This is a genomic window from Zunongwangia sp., assembly GCF_048269745.1.
Lineage (GTDB): Bacteria > Bacteroidota > Bacteroidia > Flavobacteriales > Flavobacteriaceae > Zunongwangia.
On the sequence record NZ_JBLXIB010000011.1, the window covers coordinates 99,046 to 119,006 of the forward strand.

The 19,961-nt window shown below is 31.1% G+C and carries 18 protein-coding genes; 9 read left to right on the forward strand and 9 right to left on the reverse strand.

Annotated features, from left to right (window positions below):
* The first annotated feature begins 108 nt into the window (after positions 1 to 108).
* Entirely contained in the window at positions 109 to 2,304 is a 2,196-nt protein-coding gene (locus tag ACN0WI_RS13020) for a response regulator (RefSeq protein WP_417887383.1), read from the forward strand.
* Between the two features lie 83 nt (positions 2,305 to 2,387).
* Here ACN0WI_RS13020 and htpG read toward each other — a convergent pair whose 3' ends face one another.
* Entirely contained in the window at positions 2,388 to 4,271 is a 1,884-nt protein-coding gene (gene htpG / locus ACN0WI_RS13025; protein WP_417887384.1) for a molecular chaperone HtpG, read from the reverse strand.
* Between the two features lie 223 nt (positions 4,272 to 4,494).
* On the opposite strand from htpG, the gene ACN0WI_RS13030 reads away from it, so the two are divergent.
* The 3 genes from ACN0WI_RS13030 (at position 4,495) to ACN0WI_RS13040 (ending at position 7,704) form a co-directional block, all read left to right on the forward strand.
* The gene (locus ACN0WI_RS13030) at positions 4,495 to 5,166 is read left to right on the forward strand and encodes a TetR family transcriptional regulator C-terminal domain-containing protein (RefSeq protein ID WP_417887444.1); all 672 of its coding nucleotides are present in this window, start codon (positions 4,495 to 4,497) and stop codon (positions 5,164 to 5,166) included.
* A 53-nt stretch (positions 5,167 to 5,219) separates the two neighbouring features.
* Entirely contained in the window at positions 5,220 to 6,530 is a 1,311-nt protein-coding gene (locus tag ACN0WI_RS13035; RefSeq protein ID WP_417887386.1) for an ABC1 kinase family protein, read from the forward strand.
* 166 nt (positions 6,531 to 6,696) lie between these two features.
* Positions 6,697 to 7,704, forward strand: coding sequence for a 3-oxoacyl-ACP synthase III family protein (locus ACN0WI_RS13040; RefSeq protein ID WP_417887388.1), 1,008 nt, complete (start codon positions 6,697 to 6,699; stop codon positions 7,702 to 7,704).
* 255 nt (positions 7,705 to 7,959) lie between these two features.
* Here ACN0WI_RS13040 and ACN0WI_RS13045 read toward each other — a convergent pair whose 3' ends face one another.
* The 3 genes from ACN0WI_RS13045 to ACN0WI_RS13055 form a co-directional block, all read right to left on the reverse strand.
* Positions 7,960 to 8,208 (reverse strand): DUF2007 domain-containing protein, encoded by a 249-nt coding sequence (locus ACN0WI_RS13045; RefSeq protein WP_417887389.1) that lies wholly within the window; start codon positions 8,206 to 8,208, stop codon positions 7,960 to 7,962.
* A gap of 506 nt (positions 8,209 to 8,714) precedes the next feature.
* Entirely contained in the window at positions 8,715 to 9,356 is a 642-nt protein-coding gene (locus ACN0WI_RS13050) for a peroxiredoxin (protein ID WP_417887390.1), read from the reverse strand.
* A 119-nt stretch (positions 9,357 to 9,475) separates the two neighbouring features.
* Positions 9,476 to 10,033 (reverse strand): thioredoxin family protein, encoded by a 558-nt coding sequence (locus ACN0WI_RS13055; protein WP_417887391.1) that lies wholly within the window; start codon positions 10,031 to 10,033, stop codon positions 9,476 to 9,478.
* A gap of 63 nt (positions 10,034 to 10,096) precedes the next feature.
* Here ACN0WI_RS13055 and ACN0WI_RS13060 point away from each other — a divergent pair, with 63 nt between their 5' ends.
* On the forward strand, positions 10,097 to 10,432 hold the full coding sequence (locus tag ACN0WI_RS13060) for a tRNA-binding protein (RefSeq protein ID WP_417887392.1): 336 nt from the start codon (positions 10,097 to 10,099) through the stop codon (positions 10,430 to 10,432).
* A gap of 1 nt (position 10,433) precedes the next feature.
* Here ACN0WI_RS13060 and ACN0WI_RS13065 read toward each other — a convergent pair whose 3' ends face one another.
* The 4 genes from ACN0WI_RS13065 to ACN0WI_RS13080 all read right to left on the reverse strand — a co-directional run bounded on the left by ACN0WI_RS13065 (position 10,434) and on the right by ACN0WI_RS13080 (position 15,376).
* Positions 10,434 to 11,141 carry a potassium channel family protein gene (locus tag ACN0WI_RS13065; protein ID WP_417887393.1) on the reverse strand — a complete coding sequence of 236 codons (708 nt, stop codon included), beginning with the start codon at positions 11,139 to 11,141 and terminating at the stop codon, positions 10,434 to 10,436.
* An 8-nt stretch (positions 11,142 to 11,149) separates the two neighbouring features.
* Positions 11,150 to 12,913, reverse strand: coding sequence for a TrkH family potassium uptake protein (locus tag ACN0WI_RS13070; protein ID WP_417887394.1), 1,764 nt, complete (start codon positions 12,911 to 12,913; stop codon positions 11,150 to 11,152).
* Positions 12,914 to 13,165: 252 nt separating this feature from the next.
* Positions 13,166 to 13,543, reverse strand: coding sequence for a PUR family DNA/RNA-binding protein (locus tag ACN0WI_RS13075; RefSeq protein WP_417887395.1), 378 nt, complete (start codon positions 13,541 to 13,543; stop codon positions 13,166 to 13,168).
* Positions 13,544 to 13,618: 75 nt separating this feature from the next.
* Positions 13,619 to 15,376, reverse strand: coding sequence for an ABC transporter ATP-binding protein (locus ACN0WI_RS13080; protein WP_417887396.1), 1,758 nt, complete (start codon positions 15,374 to 15,376; stop codon positions 13,619 to 13,621).
* 364 nt (positions 15,377 to 15,740) lie between these two features.
* On the opposite strand from ACN0WI_RS13080, the gene ACN0WI_RS13085 reads away from it, so the two are divergent.
* The 3 genes from ACN0WI_RS13085 to yajC are packed head-to-tail and all read left to right on the forward strand — an operon-like array spanning position 15,741 to position 17,514.
* Entirely contained in the window at positions 15,741 to 16,685 is a 945-nt protein-coding gene (locus tag ACN0WI_RS13085; RefSeq protein WP_417887397.1) for a transcription antitermination protein NusB, read from the forward strand.
* A gap of 40 nt (positions 16,686 to 16,725) precedes the next feature.
* Positions 16,726 to 17,184, forward strand: a complete 459-nt coding sequence (locus ACN0WI_RS13090; protein ID WP_417887398.1) for a DUF1573 domain-containing protein — start codon at positions 16,726 to 16,728, stop codon at positions 17,182 to 17,184.
* A 24-nt stretch (positions 17,185 to 17,208) separates the two neighbouring features.
* Complete coding sequence (gene yajC / locus ACN0WI_RS13095) at positions 17,209 to 17,514, forward strand: preprotein translocase subunit YajC (RefSeq protein WP_417887400.1); 306 nt, start codon at positions 17,209 to 17,211, stop codon at positions 17,512 to 17,514.
* Positions 17,515 to 17,572: 58 nt separating this feature from the next.
* On the opposite strand, the gene pepT is transcribed toward yajC, so the two are convergent.
* A complete protein-coding gene (pepT, locus tag ACN0WI_RS13100; protein WP_417887401.1) occupies positions 17,573 to 18,808 on the reverse strand; it encodes a peptidase T in 1,236 nt (411 codons plus the stop codon).
* A gap of 120 nt (positions 18,809 to 18,928) precedes the next feature.
* Here pepT and ACN0WI_RS13105 point away from each other — a divergent pair, with 120 nt between their 5' ends.
* A complete protein-coding gene (locus ACN0WI_RS13105) occupies positions 18,929 to 19,957 on the forward strand; it encodes a quinone-dependent dihydroorotate dehydrogenase (RefSeq protein ID WP_417887403.1) in 1,029 nt (342 codons plus the stop codon).
* Positions 19,958 to 19,961: the final 4 nt, after the last annotated feature.

The following is a 19,961-nucleotide window of genomic DNA, read 5'->3' on the forward strand; positions in this document are numbered from 1 at the left end:
ATTTTAATATTAAAATTACTTTTTTAACAAATTTAAAACATAAAAAACAATTGTGTAATTGTTTAAAATAGAGTATTTTTCGCTTTGCGATTTTAAGTTGCTACCGTTTTGATTAGACAATTTTTACTATTTCTATCTTTCCTGTGTCCATTATTTGCCGGTTTTTGTCAAGATCAGGTTATCTCTGTAGATAGCCTTGAAAAGATTAGGCTTACCTGCGAGAATGATTTTGATAATTATGAGTATGCCGATGGTATAAAAGAAGCAATGATATTGTTATCATTAGCTGAAAGCGCAAACAATTCATTATATACGTATCATGCACATAACAATTTAGGTATAGCCTTTGAAGAGTTACGTGATTCAGCTAGAGCTCATAGACATTATAAAAAAGCATTGGAAAATGCAACTAAAATAAAAAACGATACATTAATTTTATGGGCTTATAATAATTTAGGAAATATATATTCACAGTCTGAAAGTGATTATGTTACAGGGATTGATTATTATTTGAAAGCGATAAAATTAGCAAACGAATTAAATATCCCTTATGAGGTTATAACGCCTACCGTTAATATTGCTTGGACATATTTAGATTTAGAACAACCTGAAAAAGCTAAGGTTTATTTAGATAAGGGGAAAAAATATCTCAAAATGAATAGAGATAAAACTATTGTTCCCCAGTTAGATATGCTTTATGGTGAATATTATTCCCAAAAAAATGAGATAGATTCCTCTATCTATTACTTTGAAAAATCTACAGCGCTTATTGATAAGGATAGCATGTACTTTGAGGGAACCATTGCATATAAAGAATATGCAAATGTTTTTTTTAAAACTAATGATTATAAAAGAGCATATATTGCCTTAAAAAAATACAACCAATACAGAGATAAGGTTTTTGAAAAAGAAAAGAATAAAGAAATAGAAGCCGCAAAAGCAAAATTTGATATTAATAAGTTTGAAAAGAATTTAGCTTTAGCAAATCAAGAGAAAAAGTATCAAGAAAAAATAATTTCAAAATCACGTGAAAAATTAATCTTTATTTGTGTTGCTGTTTTTGTTTTGATAATTGTTCTAGTATTCCTAAATCAAATAAACCGTTCTCGTTTAAAATTAATAAAAGAATTAAAATTACGCAATACTCAATTAAGTGCCGCTAAAGAAAAAGCAGAACATTTATCAAATTTGAAAACAGAATTTTTTTCAACTGTAAGTCACGAACTGCGTACGCCACTTTATGGAGTAATAGGATTAACTTCTTTATTATTAAAAGATGAAAGTTTAAAAGGACATCGGAAAGATTTAAATTCATTAAAATTTTCAGCTGATTATTTACTTGCTCTTATAAATGATGTTTTGGAATTGAATAAAATGGGATCTAAATTAGTTGAGTTAGAAAATGTATCTTTCCATTTAAGAGAGCTATTAGAAGGAATTATAAAAGCACTTGAGTTTACAAGAATCCAAAATAGTAATAAAATTTTTCTAGATATAGAAGAAGATATACCTGAAGCTATAATAGGTGATTCTGTTAGACTTTCTCAAATTTTAGTAAACCTAATTGGTAATGCATTAAAATTTACAAGTGATGGTAATATATGGATTCGGGTTAAATTAGATAAGGTAGAAAATCCTTATTATACAATATGTTTTGAGGTAGAAGATGACGGAGTTGGTATCCCTAAAAATAAGCAAAAGAAAATTTTCGAAGAGTTTTCTCAATTAAAATCTTCTAATACTAGTTATCAAGGTACAGGTTTAGGCTTATCTATAGTAAAAAAGATGTTAGAATTGTTTGATTCTGAAATCCATTTAGAAAGCGATGAAGGGAAAGGGGCTAAATTCTTCTTTTCTATTAAATTTAAAAGGGGAATAGTTATTAAGTCTAATAATGAAGAAGTAGACTACTCGTCTTCAATTTATAAGAAAAAAAATAAATCAAATATAAGAATATTAATAGTTGATGATAATCGAATAAATCAAGTTGTAACGCGTCGAATTTTAGAACAAAATGGCTATACATGCCAAATTGCTCAGAATGGAGAACAAGCTATACAAATAACTAAAGAGAAAGCTTTCGATTTAATATTAATGGATTTAAATATGCCAGGAATTTCAGGCTTTGATGCTAGTAGAGAAATCAGAAAGTTTAATTCTAAAATTCCAATAGTAGCTTTAACAGCAGTAGAAGTAAGCGAAGTTAAAGAAGATGTTGAAGAAGCAGGAATGAACGATATTGTAGTCAAACCATACGATATCGAACAGTTTTATAAAATAATTTCAAAAAATTTAATTCTGTAAAGATATATCCTATTTCTAAAATATAAAAAGAGCCACTTAATTTTAAATGGCTCTTTTTAATTATAAATAAATTTGATTTTTGGTTACTTAACCATATCGAAACTACGTTTTATAAATGCAGTTAGCTCTTCTCCTTTTAATAGATTTTGGGAAAGCCTTGCAAGGTCTAAAGATTGTTTGATTAAACGCTCTTGAGTTTCTGCTTCAGCACCTAAAATTTCAGAAACTAATGGATGGTTGGTATTTACCACAAGATTATACATCTCTGGCATATTACCCATACCAAACATTCCACCGCCACCGGTTTGTTGCATTTCTTTCATTCTACGCATAAATTCAGGTTGTGTAATCATTAATGGAGCAGCATCACTATCCATAGCTTCCATTTGTACGGTGTACTTTTCTTTTGGAACTACTTTTTCAAAATCTCCTTTTAATTTTTCCTTTTCATCATCAGATAATTTAGAAATTTTTTCTTCATCTTTCTTAATTAAATTATCTACATGGTCAGAATCTACTCTAGTGAAAGTTATTTTTTCTTCAGAAGATTCTAATTTTTGTAATAGGTGAGGAACAATAGGAGAATCTAATAATATTACTTTGTATCCTTTATCTTTTGCTGCTTGGATATAACTGTGTTGCTCATCTTGGTTAGAAGCGTAAAGCACTACTAAGTTACCATCTTTGTCAGTTTGGTTATCTTTAATCGCTTCTTTTAATTCATCAAACGTGTAATAATCGTTTTCTGTAGTTGGGAAAAGCGCAAACTTTTTAGCTTTATCAAAAAACTTGTCTTCAGTAAGCATTCCATATTCAATAACCACTTTAATATCATTCCATTTTTCTTGGAAATCTTCTCGATTATTATTGAAAAGTGATTTTAATTTATCTGCAACTTTTCTAGTGATATAGCTTGAAATTTTCTTAACAGCACCATCTGCTTGCAAGTAAGAACGAGAAACGTTTAATGGAATATCTGGAGAATCGATTACCCCACGCAACATGGTTAAAAATTCAGGAACAATACCTTCAACATTATCAGTTACAAAAACTTGATTTTGATAGAGCTGAATTTTATCACGTTGCATGTTCATATCCTGAGTCATCTTAGGGAAATAAAGAATTCCGGTAAGATTAAAAGGATAGTCTACATTTAAATGAATGTGAAATAAAGGCTCTTCGAATTGCATTGGGTACAATTCTCGGTAAAACTCTTTATAATCTTTATCTTCTAAATCGGTTGGCTGTTTTGTCCAAGCCGGATTTGGGTTATTGATGATGTTATCAACAGTTTTAGTTTCCGGTTTAGCATCTTCAGCAGCATCTTCTGGTAAAGGAAGTGTTTCTTCTTTAGTACCAAATTTAATTGGGATTGGCATAAACTTGTTATACTTTACCAATAATTCTTGGATTCTGTTTTCTTCTAAAAACTCTTCATCTTCTTCATTTATATGAAGTATAATTTCAGTTCCTCTTACAGATTTGTCAGAATCTTCAAGTGTAAATTCTGTAGTCCCATCACAGGTCCAATGAGCTGCAGGTTCATCTTTATAAGATTTAGTAATAATCTCAACTTTATGAGCTACCATAAATGCAGAATAGAAACCTAGACCAAAATGCCCAATAATTCCGCTGTCTTTAGCAGAATCTTTATATTTTTCTAAAAACTCTTCAGCTCCAGAAAAAGCAACTTCATTAATATATTTTTCAACCTCTTCTTTGGTCATCCCAATACCTTGGTCGATTATATGGATTTTTTTATTGTCTTTATCCACTTTAATCTCGATGGTCGGATTTCCGTAATCCACATCGGTTTCACCAATATTAGTAAGGTGTTTTAATTTTAATGTAGCATCAGTTGCGTTAGATATCAACTCTCTCAAGAAAATCTCGTGGTCGCTGTAAAGAAATTTTTTAATCAGCGGGAAAATGTTATCTACAGAAACATTAATTTTTCCAGTTGCCATATATTTTTAGTTTTTATTATCAAATTCAGTATAGACTAACCAAAAAAAGTACCATTACAGTTTTGCTGTCAAGTTGGCATAAGCTTTGTGTCTATATATGTAAAATAATCAGTTAAGAATTTGATTATCAAAATAGATAAAGTTATTATTTAACAAACTTTTTGTTTAACTAATTAAATTTATGGTTAGACAATTATTATATTTGAGAAGAGAAAAAGGAATTATGGCGACTACAACTAAAACAGCAACAAAAAAGAAATTAGACTCCGATAAGCTTATAAGTCTTTATATGGATTATGTCTTAGAAAATGAACATACTCCTAAAACAGTTTATAAATTCAGCAAAGACGTGTCTATAAAGGAAGAAGAATTTTATAATTTCTTCGGAAGTTTTGAAGGACTTGAAAAAGGAATTTGGGAGCGATTTTATTTAAACACAGTAAATGTAATCGAGCAGAGTCCGGAATACCCGAGTTTTACAAATCGTGAAAAGATGCTTACTTTTTATTACACACTTTTCGAGGTGTTAACAGCTAATAGGAGTTATGTTTTATTTACGCTTAAAAAGGATCCTAAACCAATTAAAAACCTGGTGCAATTAAAGGGACTGCGCAAAAATGTAAAATCGTTTGCAAAAGGATTAATTGGAGATGGAAATAAAGATAAAATGCTGAAATTTTTACAGCAGCCAGAAGAAGTTTTTTCTGAAGCAGCATGGGTACAGTTAATGTTTCTTTTAAAATTTTGGATGGACGATAATTCTGCACAATTTGAAAGTACAGATGTAGCTATTGAAAAATCAGTAAATACAGTATTCGATATTTTTGATAATACCCCACTAGAGCGAGTAGTTGATTTCGGGAAATTCTTATATAAAGAGCGAATGGCTAAATAAGCTATCCAAAAAAATGCTATGATAAAGGCCGAAAGGCAACAAAAGAAAAAGAGATGAAATCAATAGATAAAATTCCTACTGGTAAAATTGGGCGTACCAGTAAATTAGTACAGACCGGAGCTAAAATAGGGAGTAATTATTTAAAATATTACGGAAAGAAAGCTTTTAATAAAGAACTTACTCGAGATGATTTAGATAGAGACAATGCTAGTGATATTTACGATGGTTTAAAAAGTTTAAAAGGGAGTGCACTTAAAGTGGCGCAAATGCTCTCTATGGAAAAAAGTTTGTTGCCTAGTGCTTATGTAGAGAAATTTAGTTTGGCTCAATTTAGTGTACCACCATTATCTGCACCTTTAGTTCGGAAAACATTTAAAAAATATAACGGAAACTATCCCGAAGAATTATTTGATGAATTTACCTCGCAATCTGTTAATGCTGCTAGTATAGGCCAAGTACACCGTGCAGTTAAAGATGGAAAAAAACTAGCTGTTAAAATTCAATATCCTGGTGTTGCCGATAGTATAAGTTCAGATTTAGCAATGGTAAAACCAATTGCTACTCGAATGTTTAATCTTCAAGGAAAAGATTCAGAAAAATATTTTAAGGAAGTAGAAGGAAAACTTCTTGAGGAAACAGACTATGTTTTAGAAGTAAAACAGAGTAAAGAAATTTCAGAAGCATGTAATCATATTCCAAATTTGAAATTTCCGAAATATTATGAAGATTTATCTAGCGAGCGAATAATTACAATGGATTGGATGGAAGGCCAGCATCTTAGTGATTTTGCCAAAGAAAACACCAACCAAGAAAAAGCAAACAAAGTAGGGCAGGCTCTTTGGGACTTTTATATGTTTCAAATGCACGGGCTTAAAGAAGTGCATGCCGATCCGCATCCGGGAAATTTTTTAATTGATAAAGAAGGGAATCTGATTGCTATCGATTTTGGATGTATTAAAAAAGTTCCAGACGATTTCTATATTCCTTATTTTGAATTGGCTAAAAAAGAAAACATTAATAATCCTGAGTTTTTCAATGAAAAATTATTTGAACTTGAAATTCTTAGAGAAGATGACACTGATAATGAAATAAAATATTTTTCAGAATTATTTCATCAAATGCTAAATCTTTTTACAAGTCCATTTCACTCGGAAGTTTTTGACTTTGCTAACCCTGAATTTTGGGATTCTATTACAAAACTAAGTGAGAAGTATAGTAAAGATGAAGAGCTAAGAAAGATGAATGGAAATCGTGGAAGTAAGCATTTTCTGTATATCAATAGAACCTTCTTTGGCTTATATAATTTACTTCACGATTTAGAAGCTAAAGTTAAGATTAATAACTTTAGACGTTATTTAAAGTAGTAAAGGTTAATTATCGGTGATTTATAAAGCGTAAATTCAAATTACAGAATTTACGCTTTATTTTTTTACCATTAAAATAGCCTATCTTTCTTATATTGTACTTTTATTAAAATACAGAATTCGTATTATTACGAGAATAATTTTATAAACGTTTAAAAAAATAGGTATGTATCAGTCTAAAATTGCCGGATTAGGAAAATTTGTACCGGAGAATGTTGTGACGAACGATGATTTGTCTAAAATTATGGATACAAACGATGCCTGGATTCAGGAAAGAACCGGTATTAAAGAAAGACGACACATAAAAAAAGGCGATGGCAATACAACCGCTAGTATGGGCGCCGAAGCTGCAAAAATAGCTTTAGAAAGAGCCAAAATCGATAAAAATGATATCGATTTAATTGTTTTTGCAACACTAAGCCCGGATTATTATTTTCCAGGTTGTGGAGTGCAGGTACAAGAATTGTTAGACATTGATACCTGTCCTGCTATAGATGTGCGTAACCAATGTAGCGGATTTATTTATGGATTATCGGTAGCCGATCAATTTATTAAAACAGGCATGTATAAGAAAGTGTTGGTTATCGGTAGCGAAAACCATAGTGGCGGTTTAGATTTTACAACTCGAGGTAGATCGGTATCCGTTATTTTTGGTGACGGAGCTGGAGCAGCAGTTTTAACTAGAAGCAATCATGTAGGGCAAGGTATTTTATCTACGCATTTACATTCTGAAGGAAAACATGCACTAGAATTAAGTTTGAAGGGACCAAGTACAAACCATTGGGTCCCGGAAATTATTGCTGAAAATCCCCAAGAAGATATTCCGTATTATCCGTATATGAATGGACAATTTGTGTTTAAAAATGCAGTGGTTCGTTTTTCCGAAGTAATTATGGAAGGTTTAAAAGCTAACGGACTTGAGGTTAGTGATATTGATATGTTGATTCCGCATCAAGCAAATCTTCGAATTTCTCAGTTTATTCAACAGAAATTTAAGTTAAAAGATGATCAGGTTTATAATAATATTCAGAAATATGGTAATACAACTGCGGCCTCTATTCCTATTGCACTAACAGAAGCGTGGGAGGAAGGAAAAATTAAAGAAGGTGATACCGTTGTACTAGCTGCTTTTGGTAGCGGATTTACTTGGGCAAGTGCCGTGATAGAATGGTAATTATAACCACTTATAAAATTAAAAAAGAGCGATTTAATCGCTCTTTTTTATGTAGATAATGCTTTTAAATTTTTAAAAAACTTATAGATGAAATAGACTCCTACTGCAGTTAAACCAAGTTCAACTATAAAGGGCCAAGATTCTTGATCCCCAATTTTAATTTTTTGCATACATCTAAAGCTTCCATAAGCTAAAAATAGGATCCCGAAAATTAGATATAAGTAATTATTCTTTTTTGAAAGTTTTACGAGCTTTCTATTCTTCATTTTTATAATCTTCAGGAAAGGTAACTTTTGCTATTTTTAACGCTTCATCTAAATGGCTTTTTATAGCAAAAAGTTGTACCTGTCCAGGTACCCCGCCACCAAAACCAGCTCTTAATCCAGATTCTAGATCGTTTCGTACCCGATTAGAAATGCCCGCATTGTTAAATAATTCTTGCAAATATTGCACATTAACATCGGATCCGGTATATACTCTTTCGTAAGTTTCTTCAGTACTCATAACTATTTATTTAGACAAACTAAATTACAACCTTTAGTATAAGTAAGCTTCAATTTTAAACAGAGTTTAACGTTATTCTTTATAAAGCGAAATTATCTAGGAATCTTAAACGGTAATTAATACATAGCTTTTATGAAAAATCTTATCTTTTTCGAAAATATCGATATTAAAACAATTATTTATAATTTCCTTTTTTTCAGAGTTTTTTAGAGCTTCTTTAATTTTTATCTTTCTAAATAACGTATTTATTTTTTTTTAATGATTCTTTATTTTCATCTTTTACAAGTTTTAATTGGTTGATCTTCAAGTTTTGTTTGGGGTATTTTAATCATCATGATTCAAATTTCGGGAATAATTATAATATTGGATAACTTTTATTATTACAATTAAATTGTATCAATATTCAATGATTTATAACATTTTTACATATTAATAACTTACAATAAAAAAGGCTACTTGGAAAAGTAGCCTTAATTGTGGTTAAAAGTTGGTTATTTATAAACTGATTATTTACTATCAGGATGTGGAGTCATTCTTAAATATGGTTTTACTTCTCTGAAGCCTTTAGGAAATAGTTTTTTAGCATCTTCGTTAGAAACCGATGGACTAATTACCACGTCATCTCCTTTTTTCCAATTAGCCGGAGTGGCTACTTTTTGATATGCTGTTAATTGTAATGAATCGATTACTCGTAAAAGTTCATCAAAATTTCTACCAGTACTTGCCGGATAGGTAATCATTAATTTGATAGTTTTATCAGGACCAATTATGTAAACAGAACGTACAGTAAGTGTATTATCTGCATTCGGATGAATCATTCCATATAATTCTGAAACCTTTTTATCTTCATCAGCAATTATTGGATAATCTACTTTTGTATTCTGGGTTTCATTAATATCGTCTATCCAACCTTTATGAGAAGCAACTCCATCAACACTAAGTGCTAATACTTTTGTGTTACGTTTTTTAAACTCATCTTTATATTTAGCTACCGTTCCTAGCTCGGTAGTACAAACTGGCGTATAATCGGAAGGGTGAGAAAATAAAATCCCCCAACCATCACCAAGATAATCATAAAGATTTATAGTTCCTTTTGTGGTTTCAGCATCAAAATTCGGGGCTTTATCACCTAATTTTAAATCGCTCATTTCTTCTTAATTTTAGTTTAGCCCAAAATTAATGAATTCTATATTTTAACCCTAGTAAAAAGATAGGATTAAAAGGTTTTTAAGAGAAGTTTAACCTTTTACGTATTAATTTCCAATATTTATTTCTTCCATTTGATATTACAACCTATGCTAGGTTTTTGAACACCAGTTATTTGTTTACCTTTTAATAACGCTTCTAAGGCATTGCGTAAATCCTTTCCGGTAACCGGTTTACCATTTTCTGGTCTAGAATCATCTAATTGACCTCGGTACACCAATTCTGAATCAGAATTGAATAGAAAAAAATCTGGTGTGCAAGCAGCATCATAAGCTTTTGCTACTGTTTGGTCTTCATCATATAAATAAGGAAAAGTGAAATGTTGTTCTTGGGCATTTTCTTTCATCAATTCAGGCCTATCATCAGGGTAATTTTCGGCATCATTACTAGAAATAGCTAAAACACCAATTCCTTTAGCCTGATATTCTTTACCTAATTTAGAAATTTCGGCGTTAATATGTTTTACGAATGGGCAGTGGTTACAAATAAACATTATTAAGGTACCATTAGGACCTTTTAAATCTTCTAAATTAAATGTTCTATCGGTTACAGTATCGTGAAGTTCAAAATTTGGAGCTTTAGTTCCTAAAGCTAACATATTTGATGGTGTACGTGCCATTTTTTATGTAAATTTAAGTTATTAATTCAGAATATTTAAATTTCATAAGAAATACAAATTAAAATGGAAATATCTTGGCGAGATTTTGAAAAAGTAGAAATGCGCGTAGGGACAATTATTGAAGTAACTGATTTTCCTGAAGCTCGGAAACCTGCTTATAAATTGAAAATTGATTTTGGTAAAGAGATTGGATTCCGAAAAACTTCGGCTCAAATAACAAAAAGGTATACTGCAAAATCTTTAGTGGGGAAACAAATTATTGCAGTTATTAATTTTCCGGATAAGCAAATTGCCAATTTTATGAGTGAATGCTTGGTTTTAGGAGTAGTTGGAGATCATAATGATATTACTTTAATACAACCAGGCATGGAAGTAGAAAATGGACAAAAAATAGGCTAGCCTATTTTTTGTTCCGTTCGTTTTCTTGGTCTTGTAGTAATTTGTGGATATCTTTTTTATTTCCATAAATCACCATAATATCGTCTTTGTAAAGCTTGGTATCTGCAGATGCAACTCCTTTAATATTTGTTATTTTTTTCATGCATCCAATTTCATTTTTAACTTCAGTAATTTTCATAGTGGTTAAAATGATAAGGTCGTAATCTTCTCGGAAGCGTATTTCTTGAAGTGTTTTTTCATGGTATTCTTCAGGTACTTCAACTTCAATAATCATGTATTCTTCATTTAATTCAAATGAATCTACAACCCCACGCATATTTAATTTTTTAGCCCATCGTTCTGCAGTTTCTTGTTCAGGGTGAATTATTTCATCTACTTGCATAGCTTCTAATACCATTTCTTGAAGACCTTGTACAGCACGGCTAATTAGGCGCTTTACATTCATCTTCTTCATTAAAGCAGTAGCCAATACATTATTTCCTTGATCTTCTCCAATGGCTACAACTACAACATCGGTATCACGTAATGGAAGGTTAGAAACAGCAGCAGAATCTGTAGCATCTAATTTTATGGCATGAGTAATTTTATCTTTAATAGCTTCTACTTTAGCCATTTGATTGTCTACCCCAATTACTTCATTATTCAGTTCGGTTAATTTTATAGCTAATGAAGAGCCGAAGTTCCCTAAACCTAAAATAATATACTTCATGGTTATTTCTAGTTAATTAATACTTCCTCTTTAGGAAATTTATAATTTAAATGTTTTACATCATCGATAAATGCAGCCATCAATGTAATTACACTAACACGGCCTGCAAACATTGTAGCTACCAAAACAAATTTTGATGCTGAAGAAAAATCGCCTGTTATTCCCAAACTTAAACCTACGGTACTGTAAGCAGATATGCATTCAAAAGCAACATCTAAAAGGTGCATTTCGTTATCAAAATAAGATATAAATAAAATGGCTAAACCTATAAACAGAATAGACAAAGTCATAATCGAAAATGCACGTCGTAGCGAGTTATTAGCGATTTGTCGGTTATAAACCTCAACACGATCCTTCCCTTTGGCTAAACTTAAAAAATTAAATGTAGCAATTGCTAATGTACTAGTTTTAATACCACCACCTGTAGATGCAGGAGATGCCCCTACCCACATTAAGAACATAATAACCATTATTGTTGAAAAGTTTAATGCAGACATATCTATGGTGTTAAAACCAGCGGTTCTTGGAGTAGCAGATCCAAAGAAGGAGGTGGCTAGTTTACCCAAAAAACTATAACCAGACAATGTATTGTTCCATTCGAAAAATAAAAATAATACCGTACCACCAATTAATAAAATAGCAGTGGTAGCCAATACAATTCTAGAATTTAAATTTAGCACCCAAGGCATGTTTAAGTGACGGTCCGGGCGAATAATTTTATATGTTTGCTTTTTGATAAAATATTTACAGTATTTATAAATATTCTGCATTATAGGGAAGCCTAACCCTCCAACAATAAATAGCACTGCTAAAATAATGTGCAGTGGGAAATTCATTCGGAAACCGGGTTCATAAAGGCTATGTTCTAAAGTAGAAAAACCGGCATTACAAAAGCTGGAAATTGTATGGAAAAATGAGAAAAATATACGGTCTCCTACGGTATCAAAATATGTTGGATCCAATGAGAAATAAATGAAAACTGCGCCTAGAAATTCAAAAACAAATGTGATAAAAAGTATACGTTTTAAAGCAGAAAATACTTCTCCTAATGTTTCAGAATCAGTTACGCTTTTCATCATTAATTGGTTTTCGTAGGATGCGCTTCCGCGGAAAAAATAACTGAAATAACTTGCGAAAGTCATTATTCCAAGCCCTCCAAGTTGTATTAGGATTAAAATAATACATTGTCCAAATAGAGTAAAATAACTACCTGTATCTACAACAATAAGTCCGGTTACACAAACCGCACTAGTTGAGGTGAAAAGTGCATCTATAAAAGAAATTCCTTCATGGGTTGCTTTAGGAAGCATTAGTCCTGCAGCCCCTAATAAAATAAGCCCCATAAAGCTTACAATAAAAAGTTGTGCCGGATTTATAATTTCCCGATTAATAGTAAATTCGAACCGTGAAGATTCTCGCACAAAAAACACAATAATAGCAAGATAGATCCATCCCATTTTATTGAAAAACTCAAAAAATGTGAAGCTTTCTCTGATGCTATCTATTTGGGAGAAAGCTAATAAACCAAATAAAATGAAAATAATAGAATCGAAAATTCGAACTTTATTTTCAAAACGTTCGTTCGTTAGAAAATAACGTAATATTATTGAGGGAATCCCTGCAATTAGGGTGAAGAAATACAAACTGTGTAATTCACTTTCTGCATTTTTACTGTGGGTGAAGCCTAAATCGTAAATAATAGCAATTACTGCTAAAAGGCTTGTCCAAAAAGCAAAACGTCTTAGGTACTTTAGGATTGTAAATTTACTCATAGATCATAAAAAAGGAGGGGAATAGCCCTGTTCCTAAAATCGAAATACTATCTCAAATTTTGCGCAAGATAAATAGAATTACAATCAACTAGAATAAAGATTACTTAAAATAATAAAAAAAGGATTTAAAGTAAGTTTTTATACTATTCAAAAATCAGGAAAGTAGTGGTTATAAAATTGAACATTAATTTATTAAAATAAAAAACCGACTTTTTGAAAAGTCGGTTTTTTTATATAATAGAGTAAATTTTTCTAGATATCTTCAAAGCTTACATCCGTGAATTTTTCTGGGGCGCTGCTACTTTCTAAAGCAGTATTTCCATCATAAGAAGGTTTATAGTCTGCTTGGTGACGCTCACTAATAACTTCTTCTCCTTTTTCATTAATTATAAAGTCCGTCATTTCTTTCAAGATTTCATTAAAACCATCAAAATCTTCTTTGTATAGATAAATTTTGTGTTTTTTGTAATAAAAAGATCCGTCTTCGTTAGTAAATTTTTTACTTTCTGTAATGGTTAGGTAGTAATCATCAGCACGAGTAGCTCTAACATCAAAAAAATACGTCCTTCTTCCTGCTCTTAGCACTTTAGAGAATATTTCTTCTTTCTCCATCAATCCCTTTTCGCTCATAAATAAAATTCTTTAAATGGTTTAGTAATGTTGTGCTCAAAAATCCAAAAAAAATTAACATTTTACAAGAAATTTTCACATTTCTTTCTCGTTTAGTTGTTTTGCATATAGCTCTTTATAGTAGCCTTCTTTTTCAATAAGTTCGTTGTGGGTTCCATGTTCTATGATGCTTCCTTCTTCTAATATTACTATTTTATCGGCATTTTTTGCAGAAGAGATTCTGTGGCTAACTAAAATGGATGTTTTATTTTTAGAAATTTTGTATAAATTGTTTAAAATTGCTTCTTCAGTTTCTGTATCTACTGCAGATAAACAGTCGTCAAATAATAAGATTTGCGGATCTTGAATTATTGCTCTTGCTATAGATACTCGTTGTTTTTGTCCTCCGGATAATGTAATACCTCGTTCTCCGAGAACAGTTTCATATCCTTTACTAAAATTTTTAATATTTTTATGGACAGATGCTGTTTTAGCGGCATCGATTACTTGTTTGTCGGTAGCATTTGTAGTCCCGAATTTGATATTGTTTTTAATAGAATCGCTAAATAAGAAAGCATCTTGTGGTACGTAACCTATGCTTTTTCGTAAATTATTTAGGTTAATGTCTTTAATGTTTTTTCCATCAATTTCAATGGAGCCTTCTTGAATGTCGTATAATCTACCAATAAGATCGAGAACAGTAGATTTACCAGAACCTGTTTTACCTATAATGGCTAAAGTTTCTCCTCGTTTAACTTCAAAACTAACATTTTTAAGAGCGGTAATATTAGTATCGTCATACGTAAATGTAACATTCTTGAAACTTATATCGCCTTGTATTTCATCTGGTGTTTCTTTATTATTTTTAATTTCAGGCTCAGTATCTAAAAATTCATTAATACGCTCTTGGGAGGCTTCAGCTTGTTTTACTAAAGATGTTACCCAACCAATAGAAGCTACCGGCCAAGTTAGCATGTTTACATATAGAAGAAATTCTACAATAACTCCTAAATTATCAATTTTTCCTGTGATATATTGGCGACCACCAATGTAAATTACCAAGATATTACTGATTCCTATTAATAATACCATTAACGGAATAAAAAAGGCTTGAACTTTTACTAGATCAATATTTTTATCTCGGCTAGAGTTCGATAATTCTGTAAAATTATCCTTAGTTTGTTTTTCCAAACCATACGATTTTAACACTGCAATTCCGCTAAAACTCTCCTGAGTAAATGTGTTAAGTTTAGAAAGATATTGTTGTACTATTTTACTTCTTTTTTGAATAACTACACTTAACTTATAAATAGCAATCGATAAAATGGGGAGCGGGATAACAGTATATAGCGTAAGTAATGGCGCAGCTTTTATCATATAAATTAGCACTACAATAGTAGAAGTAAGTGTGGTTACTGTATACATAATTGCCGGGCCTAAGTACATTCGTACTTTCGTAACATCTTCACTTATCCGGTTCATTAAATCTCCGGTTCTATTGCTTTTGTAAAAATTCAGGGATAATTCTTGATAATGTTTATAAATTACATTTTTCAAGTCAAATTCTATATGTCGAGATACCACAATAAAAGTTTGCCGCATTAAAAATGTGAAAAAAGCAGAAAGTAATGTGGCTCCAACAATAATTAAAATGTTTTCTAATAAAATTGCTTTTAAATTTTCAATATTGGTTATTTCTCCGTTTATATATTTTTCAATCGAATCGGTAGAATTCCCAATAAGTGGAATATAATATAGCGCGAAAATTCGAGCAGCAATGGTAATAATTAGCCCTAAAATTAGTTTCCATTTATACTTTAAGAAGAATTTATTGAGGGTTCTTAGGTGTTTCATAAAAGTGTAATCGCTTCAATTTTCTGTTTAGTCGAATTGATAATTTTAGCTTATCAAAATAAATCAACTTTATACAGTTTTAAACCTTTTTTTACTGAAAGATTTTTCCGTTAGCAAAGATACAGTATTAAAATAAACCAAAGTTGTAGATGTGTTTTGAGTTTATAAATTAGGTAAAATGCAGCTGTTTTTTGGCTGTAAAATCCTACTTAAAGATCTATTTAGGAAGTTTAACTCTTAAAATTTCAAATCTGCAACTGAAAATAATTCAGTTTGATGCAGCTAAAAATAAAATTATGGTATTTTTGCATCGCGAGAGAATATTTCTGTCGTCTTTAAATTTTTTAAAAGTTCTTTTACACGTATGCTAACAAGAAGACATGTTCGGGTTAAAGTGATGCAATCGCTTTATGCATTTCACAAAAGCGAAAACAATAACCTTAAAAACGAAGAAAAATTTCTTCTTAAAAGTATGGAAGAGATGTACGATCTTTTTCTATTACAATTAAACTTGTTTGTTGAGATTAAAAATTATGCTAAAACATATTTAGAGAGATCTCAACAAAAGCATCTCGCTACTGAGACCGATATAAATCCTAACAAAAAATTTATTAATAACGCAGTTTTCCAGATTTTGGAAGAGAATATTCAGTTGCAAAATTCTGTTGAGGATAGAAAATTGATGCATTGGAGCCACGATGATGAATATGTCCGAATTCTTTGGGAAGCTATTAAAGAAAGTGAGATTTATTCGGAATACATGGAAACGGAAACATCTAGTTTTCGAGAAGATAAAGATTTTGTTGTAGCTATTTTTAAAAAAATAATAGCACCTAATGAAAAAGTGTATGAATATTTTGAAGATAAAAAACTTACGTGGTTAGACGATTTACCATTGGTAAATACAGCCGTAGTTAAAATGCTTCAGAAGTTAAAACACAATTCAGGACAAGATGCAAATCTTCCTAATTTGTTTAAATCTATAGATGATAAAGATTTTGCTTTTGAATTATTTCAAAAAACATATCTTAAAGATGAATCTTTAGCCAAAGAAATGCTGGGCAAAACCCCAAATTGGGATAAAGATCGTATTGCAGATATAGATACAGTTTTAATTAAAATGGCAATTTGTGAATTTTTACATTTTCCATCTATTCCTGTAAAAGTAACTATTAACGAATATCTAGAAATAAGTAAAGAATATAGTACTCCAAAAAGTAGTATATTTATTAATGGAATTTTAGATAAGTTATCTAAAGAGTATAATTCGGAAGGGAAATTAAATAAAATGGGTCGAGGCCTTATGTAATCTATAATTTTTCTTAATTTTAACCCAAACTTTTAAAATAATGAAGAAAGTATTTTTAATAGTAGCGGCTGCAGGAACTTTATTTGTAACTTCTTGTAAAGAAAACGGAGGAGCAGCCGATAAAGTAAAGTCTGAAAACGTAGATGCTGCTGCAGAAAGAGATGCGCAAGCAACTGTTTATCCTGAAATGAATTTTGAAGAAACCGAATTTGATTTTGGTAAAATTCCTCATGGAGAACCTGTAGAACACGTGTTTACTTTTACCAATACCGGTAAAGCACCATTAGTAATTACTAATGCAAAAAGCACCTGTGGTTGTACAGTACCATCTTATCCAAAAAACGAAACAATTGCTCCTGGAGAAAAAGGAGAATTATTGGTTAAATATAATGGTTCTGGAAACGGGCAAGTAAGTAAAACAGTAACACTTTCTGCTAATACAGAAGCTGGACAGCAAAAAATAAAAATCAAAGCGTTTGTAGAAAAGAGCGCAAGCTAAAAATAGCGAGAATCAATTTTATATATGGAACAAATACAACAGTTTTTGCCTTTAATTTTAATGTTTGTTGTGGTGTACTTTTTTATGATACGCCCACAAATGAAAAAAGCAAAACAAGAAAAAAAGTTTGCAGCAGAACTTAAAAAAGGAGATCGAATTATTACTAAAAGTGGTATGCACGGTAAGATTATCGATTTTAGTGAAAAAAACAATTCGGTAATTATAGAAACTGGAGCCGGTAAAATAACTTTCGACAGATCTTCATTGTCAATGGAGATGAGTCAGAAATTAAATACTCCAGATAAACCTGTTGCGGATAAAAAGAAATAAATTCTTTATACCACAAACAAAAAAACCTTCAAGAAATTGAAGGTTTTTTATTTTATACTTATTTCTTAGTATTGAGTTCGGCAATCTTTATAATTACTTCGGTAGCTTTTAACATGCTTTCTAAAGGAACATACTCGTATTTTCCGTGGAAGTTATGCCCTCCAGCAAAAATATTAGGACAAGGAAGTCCCATAAAGCTTAGTTGTGAACCATCAGTGCCTCCACGAATTGGTTTAATAATAGGTTCTATATTTACGGCTTCCATTGCTTTTTTAGCCAATTCAACAATATGCAAATTTGGCTCAATTTTTTCACGCATATTTTTATACTGATCGGTAACTTCAACCTTTACACATTCGCTTTGGTATTGTTTGCAAATTTCTATACCAAGATCTGCAATTACTTTTTTACGAGCTTCAAAATGCTTCTTATCATGATCACGTATAATATACTGTAGCACAGTTTCTTCAACATCTCCATTGATATTACTTAAATGAAAAAAGCCTTGTCGACCTTCGGTATGTTCCGGAGTCTCTAAACGTGGTAACGAGTTAATGAAATCTTGAGCAATATACATGCTATTAACCATTTTATCTTTAGCATAACCCGGATGTACGCTTTTTCCTGATACGGTAACTTTAGCGCTGGCCGCATTAAAATTTTCGTATTCTAATTCTCCAATTTGGCTACCATCCATAGTATACGCCCAATCGGCTCCAAATTTTTCAACATCGAATTTATGAGCACCTCGGCCAATTTCTTCATCAGGTGTAAATCCAATTTTTATAGTCCCATGCTTAATTTCAGGATGATTTATAAGAAACTCCATAGCACTCATAATTTCGGTTACTCCGGCTTTATCATCTGCACCAAGTAAACTTGTACCATCAGTTGTTATGATTGTTTGGCCTTTGTATTGTTTTAAATCTTCAAAATATTCCGAAGAAAGAATAATATTTTTCTCTTTGTTTAAAACAATATCTCCACCATCATAATCTTCTATTATTTGTGGATTTATATTTTTACCATTAAAATCTGGCGAGGTATCAAAATGAGAAATAAAACCTATTGTAGGTACTTTTTTAGTTATATTTGGCGGAAGTGTAGCCATTATATAAGCATTATCATCTATACTTACATCTTGCATTCCCATTTCTTCTAGTTCTGTTGCCAACTGGTTGGCAAGTTTCCATTGCTTATCAGTACTAGGAGTGGAGTTGCTTTCCGGATTACTTTGCGTGTCTATCGAGATGTAATTTAAAAACCGATTTAAGACTTCTTTTTTATCTATCATGCTATTTTTTTCTTTGGTAGGATAGTCAAAATTAAGAATTCACGGTTCGGCTTCAAAAGCTTTTGTGATTTTGTATGGAGATTTTCACAATTCAACTATTTTTGCACAAACCTACCAGCAATGTACAAATCAATTATTCGAGCCATTCTATTTAAGTATGATCCTGAAGCCGTTCATCATTTTACGGTTAATACGGTTAAAAAATTAAGCAAAATACCAGGTATTTCCGGTTTACTTAAATCTTTATATTGTATTGAAGATCCTCGGTTAGAGCGTGAAGTTTTTGGAATAAAATTTAAAAATCCTGTAGGCGTAGCTGCTGGGTTTGATAAAGATGCTAATTTATATAAAGAATTATCGAATCTCGGTTTCGGTTTTATAGAAGTTGGTACCGTTACTCCAAAAGCACAACCTGGTAATGATAAAAAACGATTATTCCGTTTAAAACAAGACCAAGCCATTATTAATCGAATGGGATTTAATAATAAAGGCGTAGAAGCTATGGTTGAGGAATTGAAAAAGAATACAAATGTTTTAATTGGTGGTAATATTGGCAAAAACAAAATAACACCTAATGAAGAAGCCGTAAACGATTATACTTGTTGTTTTGAAGCTTTATTCGATTATGTTGATTATTTTGTTGTGAATGTTAGTTCACCCAATACACCAAATTTACGAGCATTGCAGGATAAAGAACCGCTTACACATTTGTTAAATACATTAATGGATTTAAATAATGCGAAAACTAATCCAAAACCAATACTATTAAAAATAGCTCCTGATCTTACCGATTCTCAATTATTAGATATTATAGATATTGTAGCAGAAACTGAAATTTCGGGTGTAATTGCAACCAATACAACGATATCTAGAGAAGGATTACAGTCTGAAGCAAAAAATGAAACAGGAGGATTAAGCGGTAAGCCTTTACGAAACCGAGCAACCGAAGTTATTCGGTTTTTATCTGAAAAAAGTAACAATGCATTTCCTATAATTGGAGTAGGAGGAATACATTCTGCTGAAGATGCTATTGAAAAGTTAGATGCAGGAGCCAGTTTAGTTCAATTATATACGGGATTTATTTATGAAGGTCCTAGTTTAATTAAAGCTATCAATAAAAAAATTCTCGAAAAATATTCAAATTCATAATTAA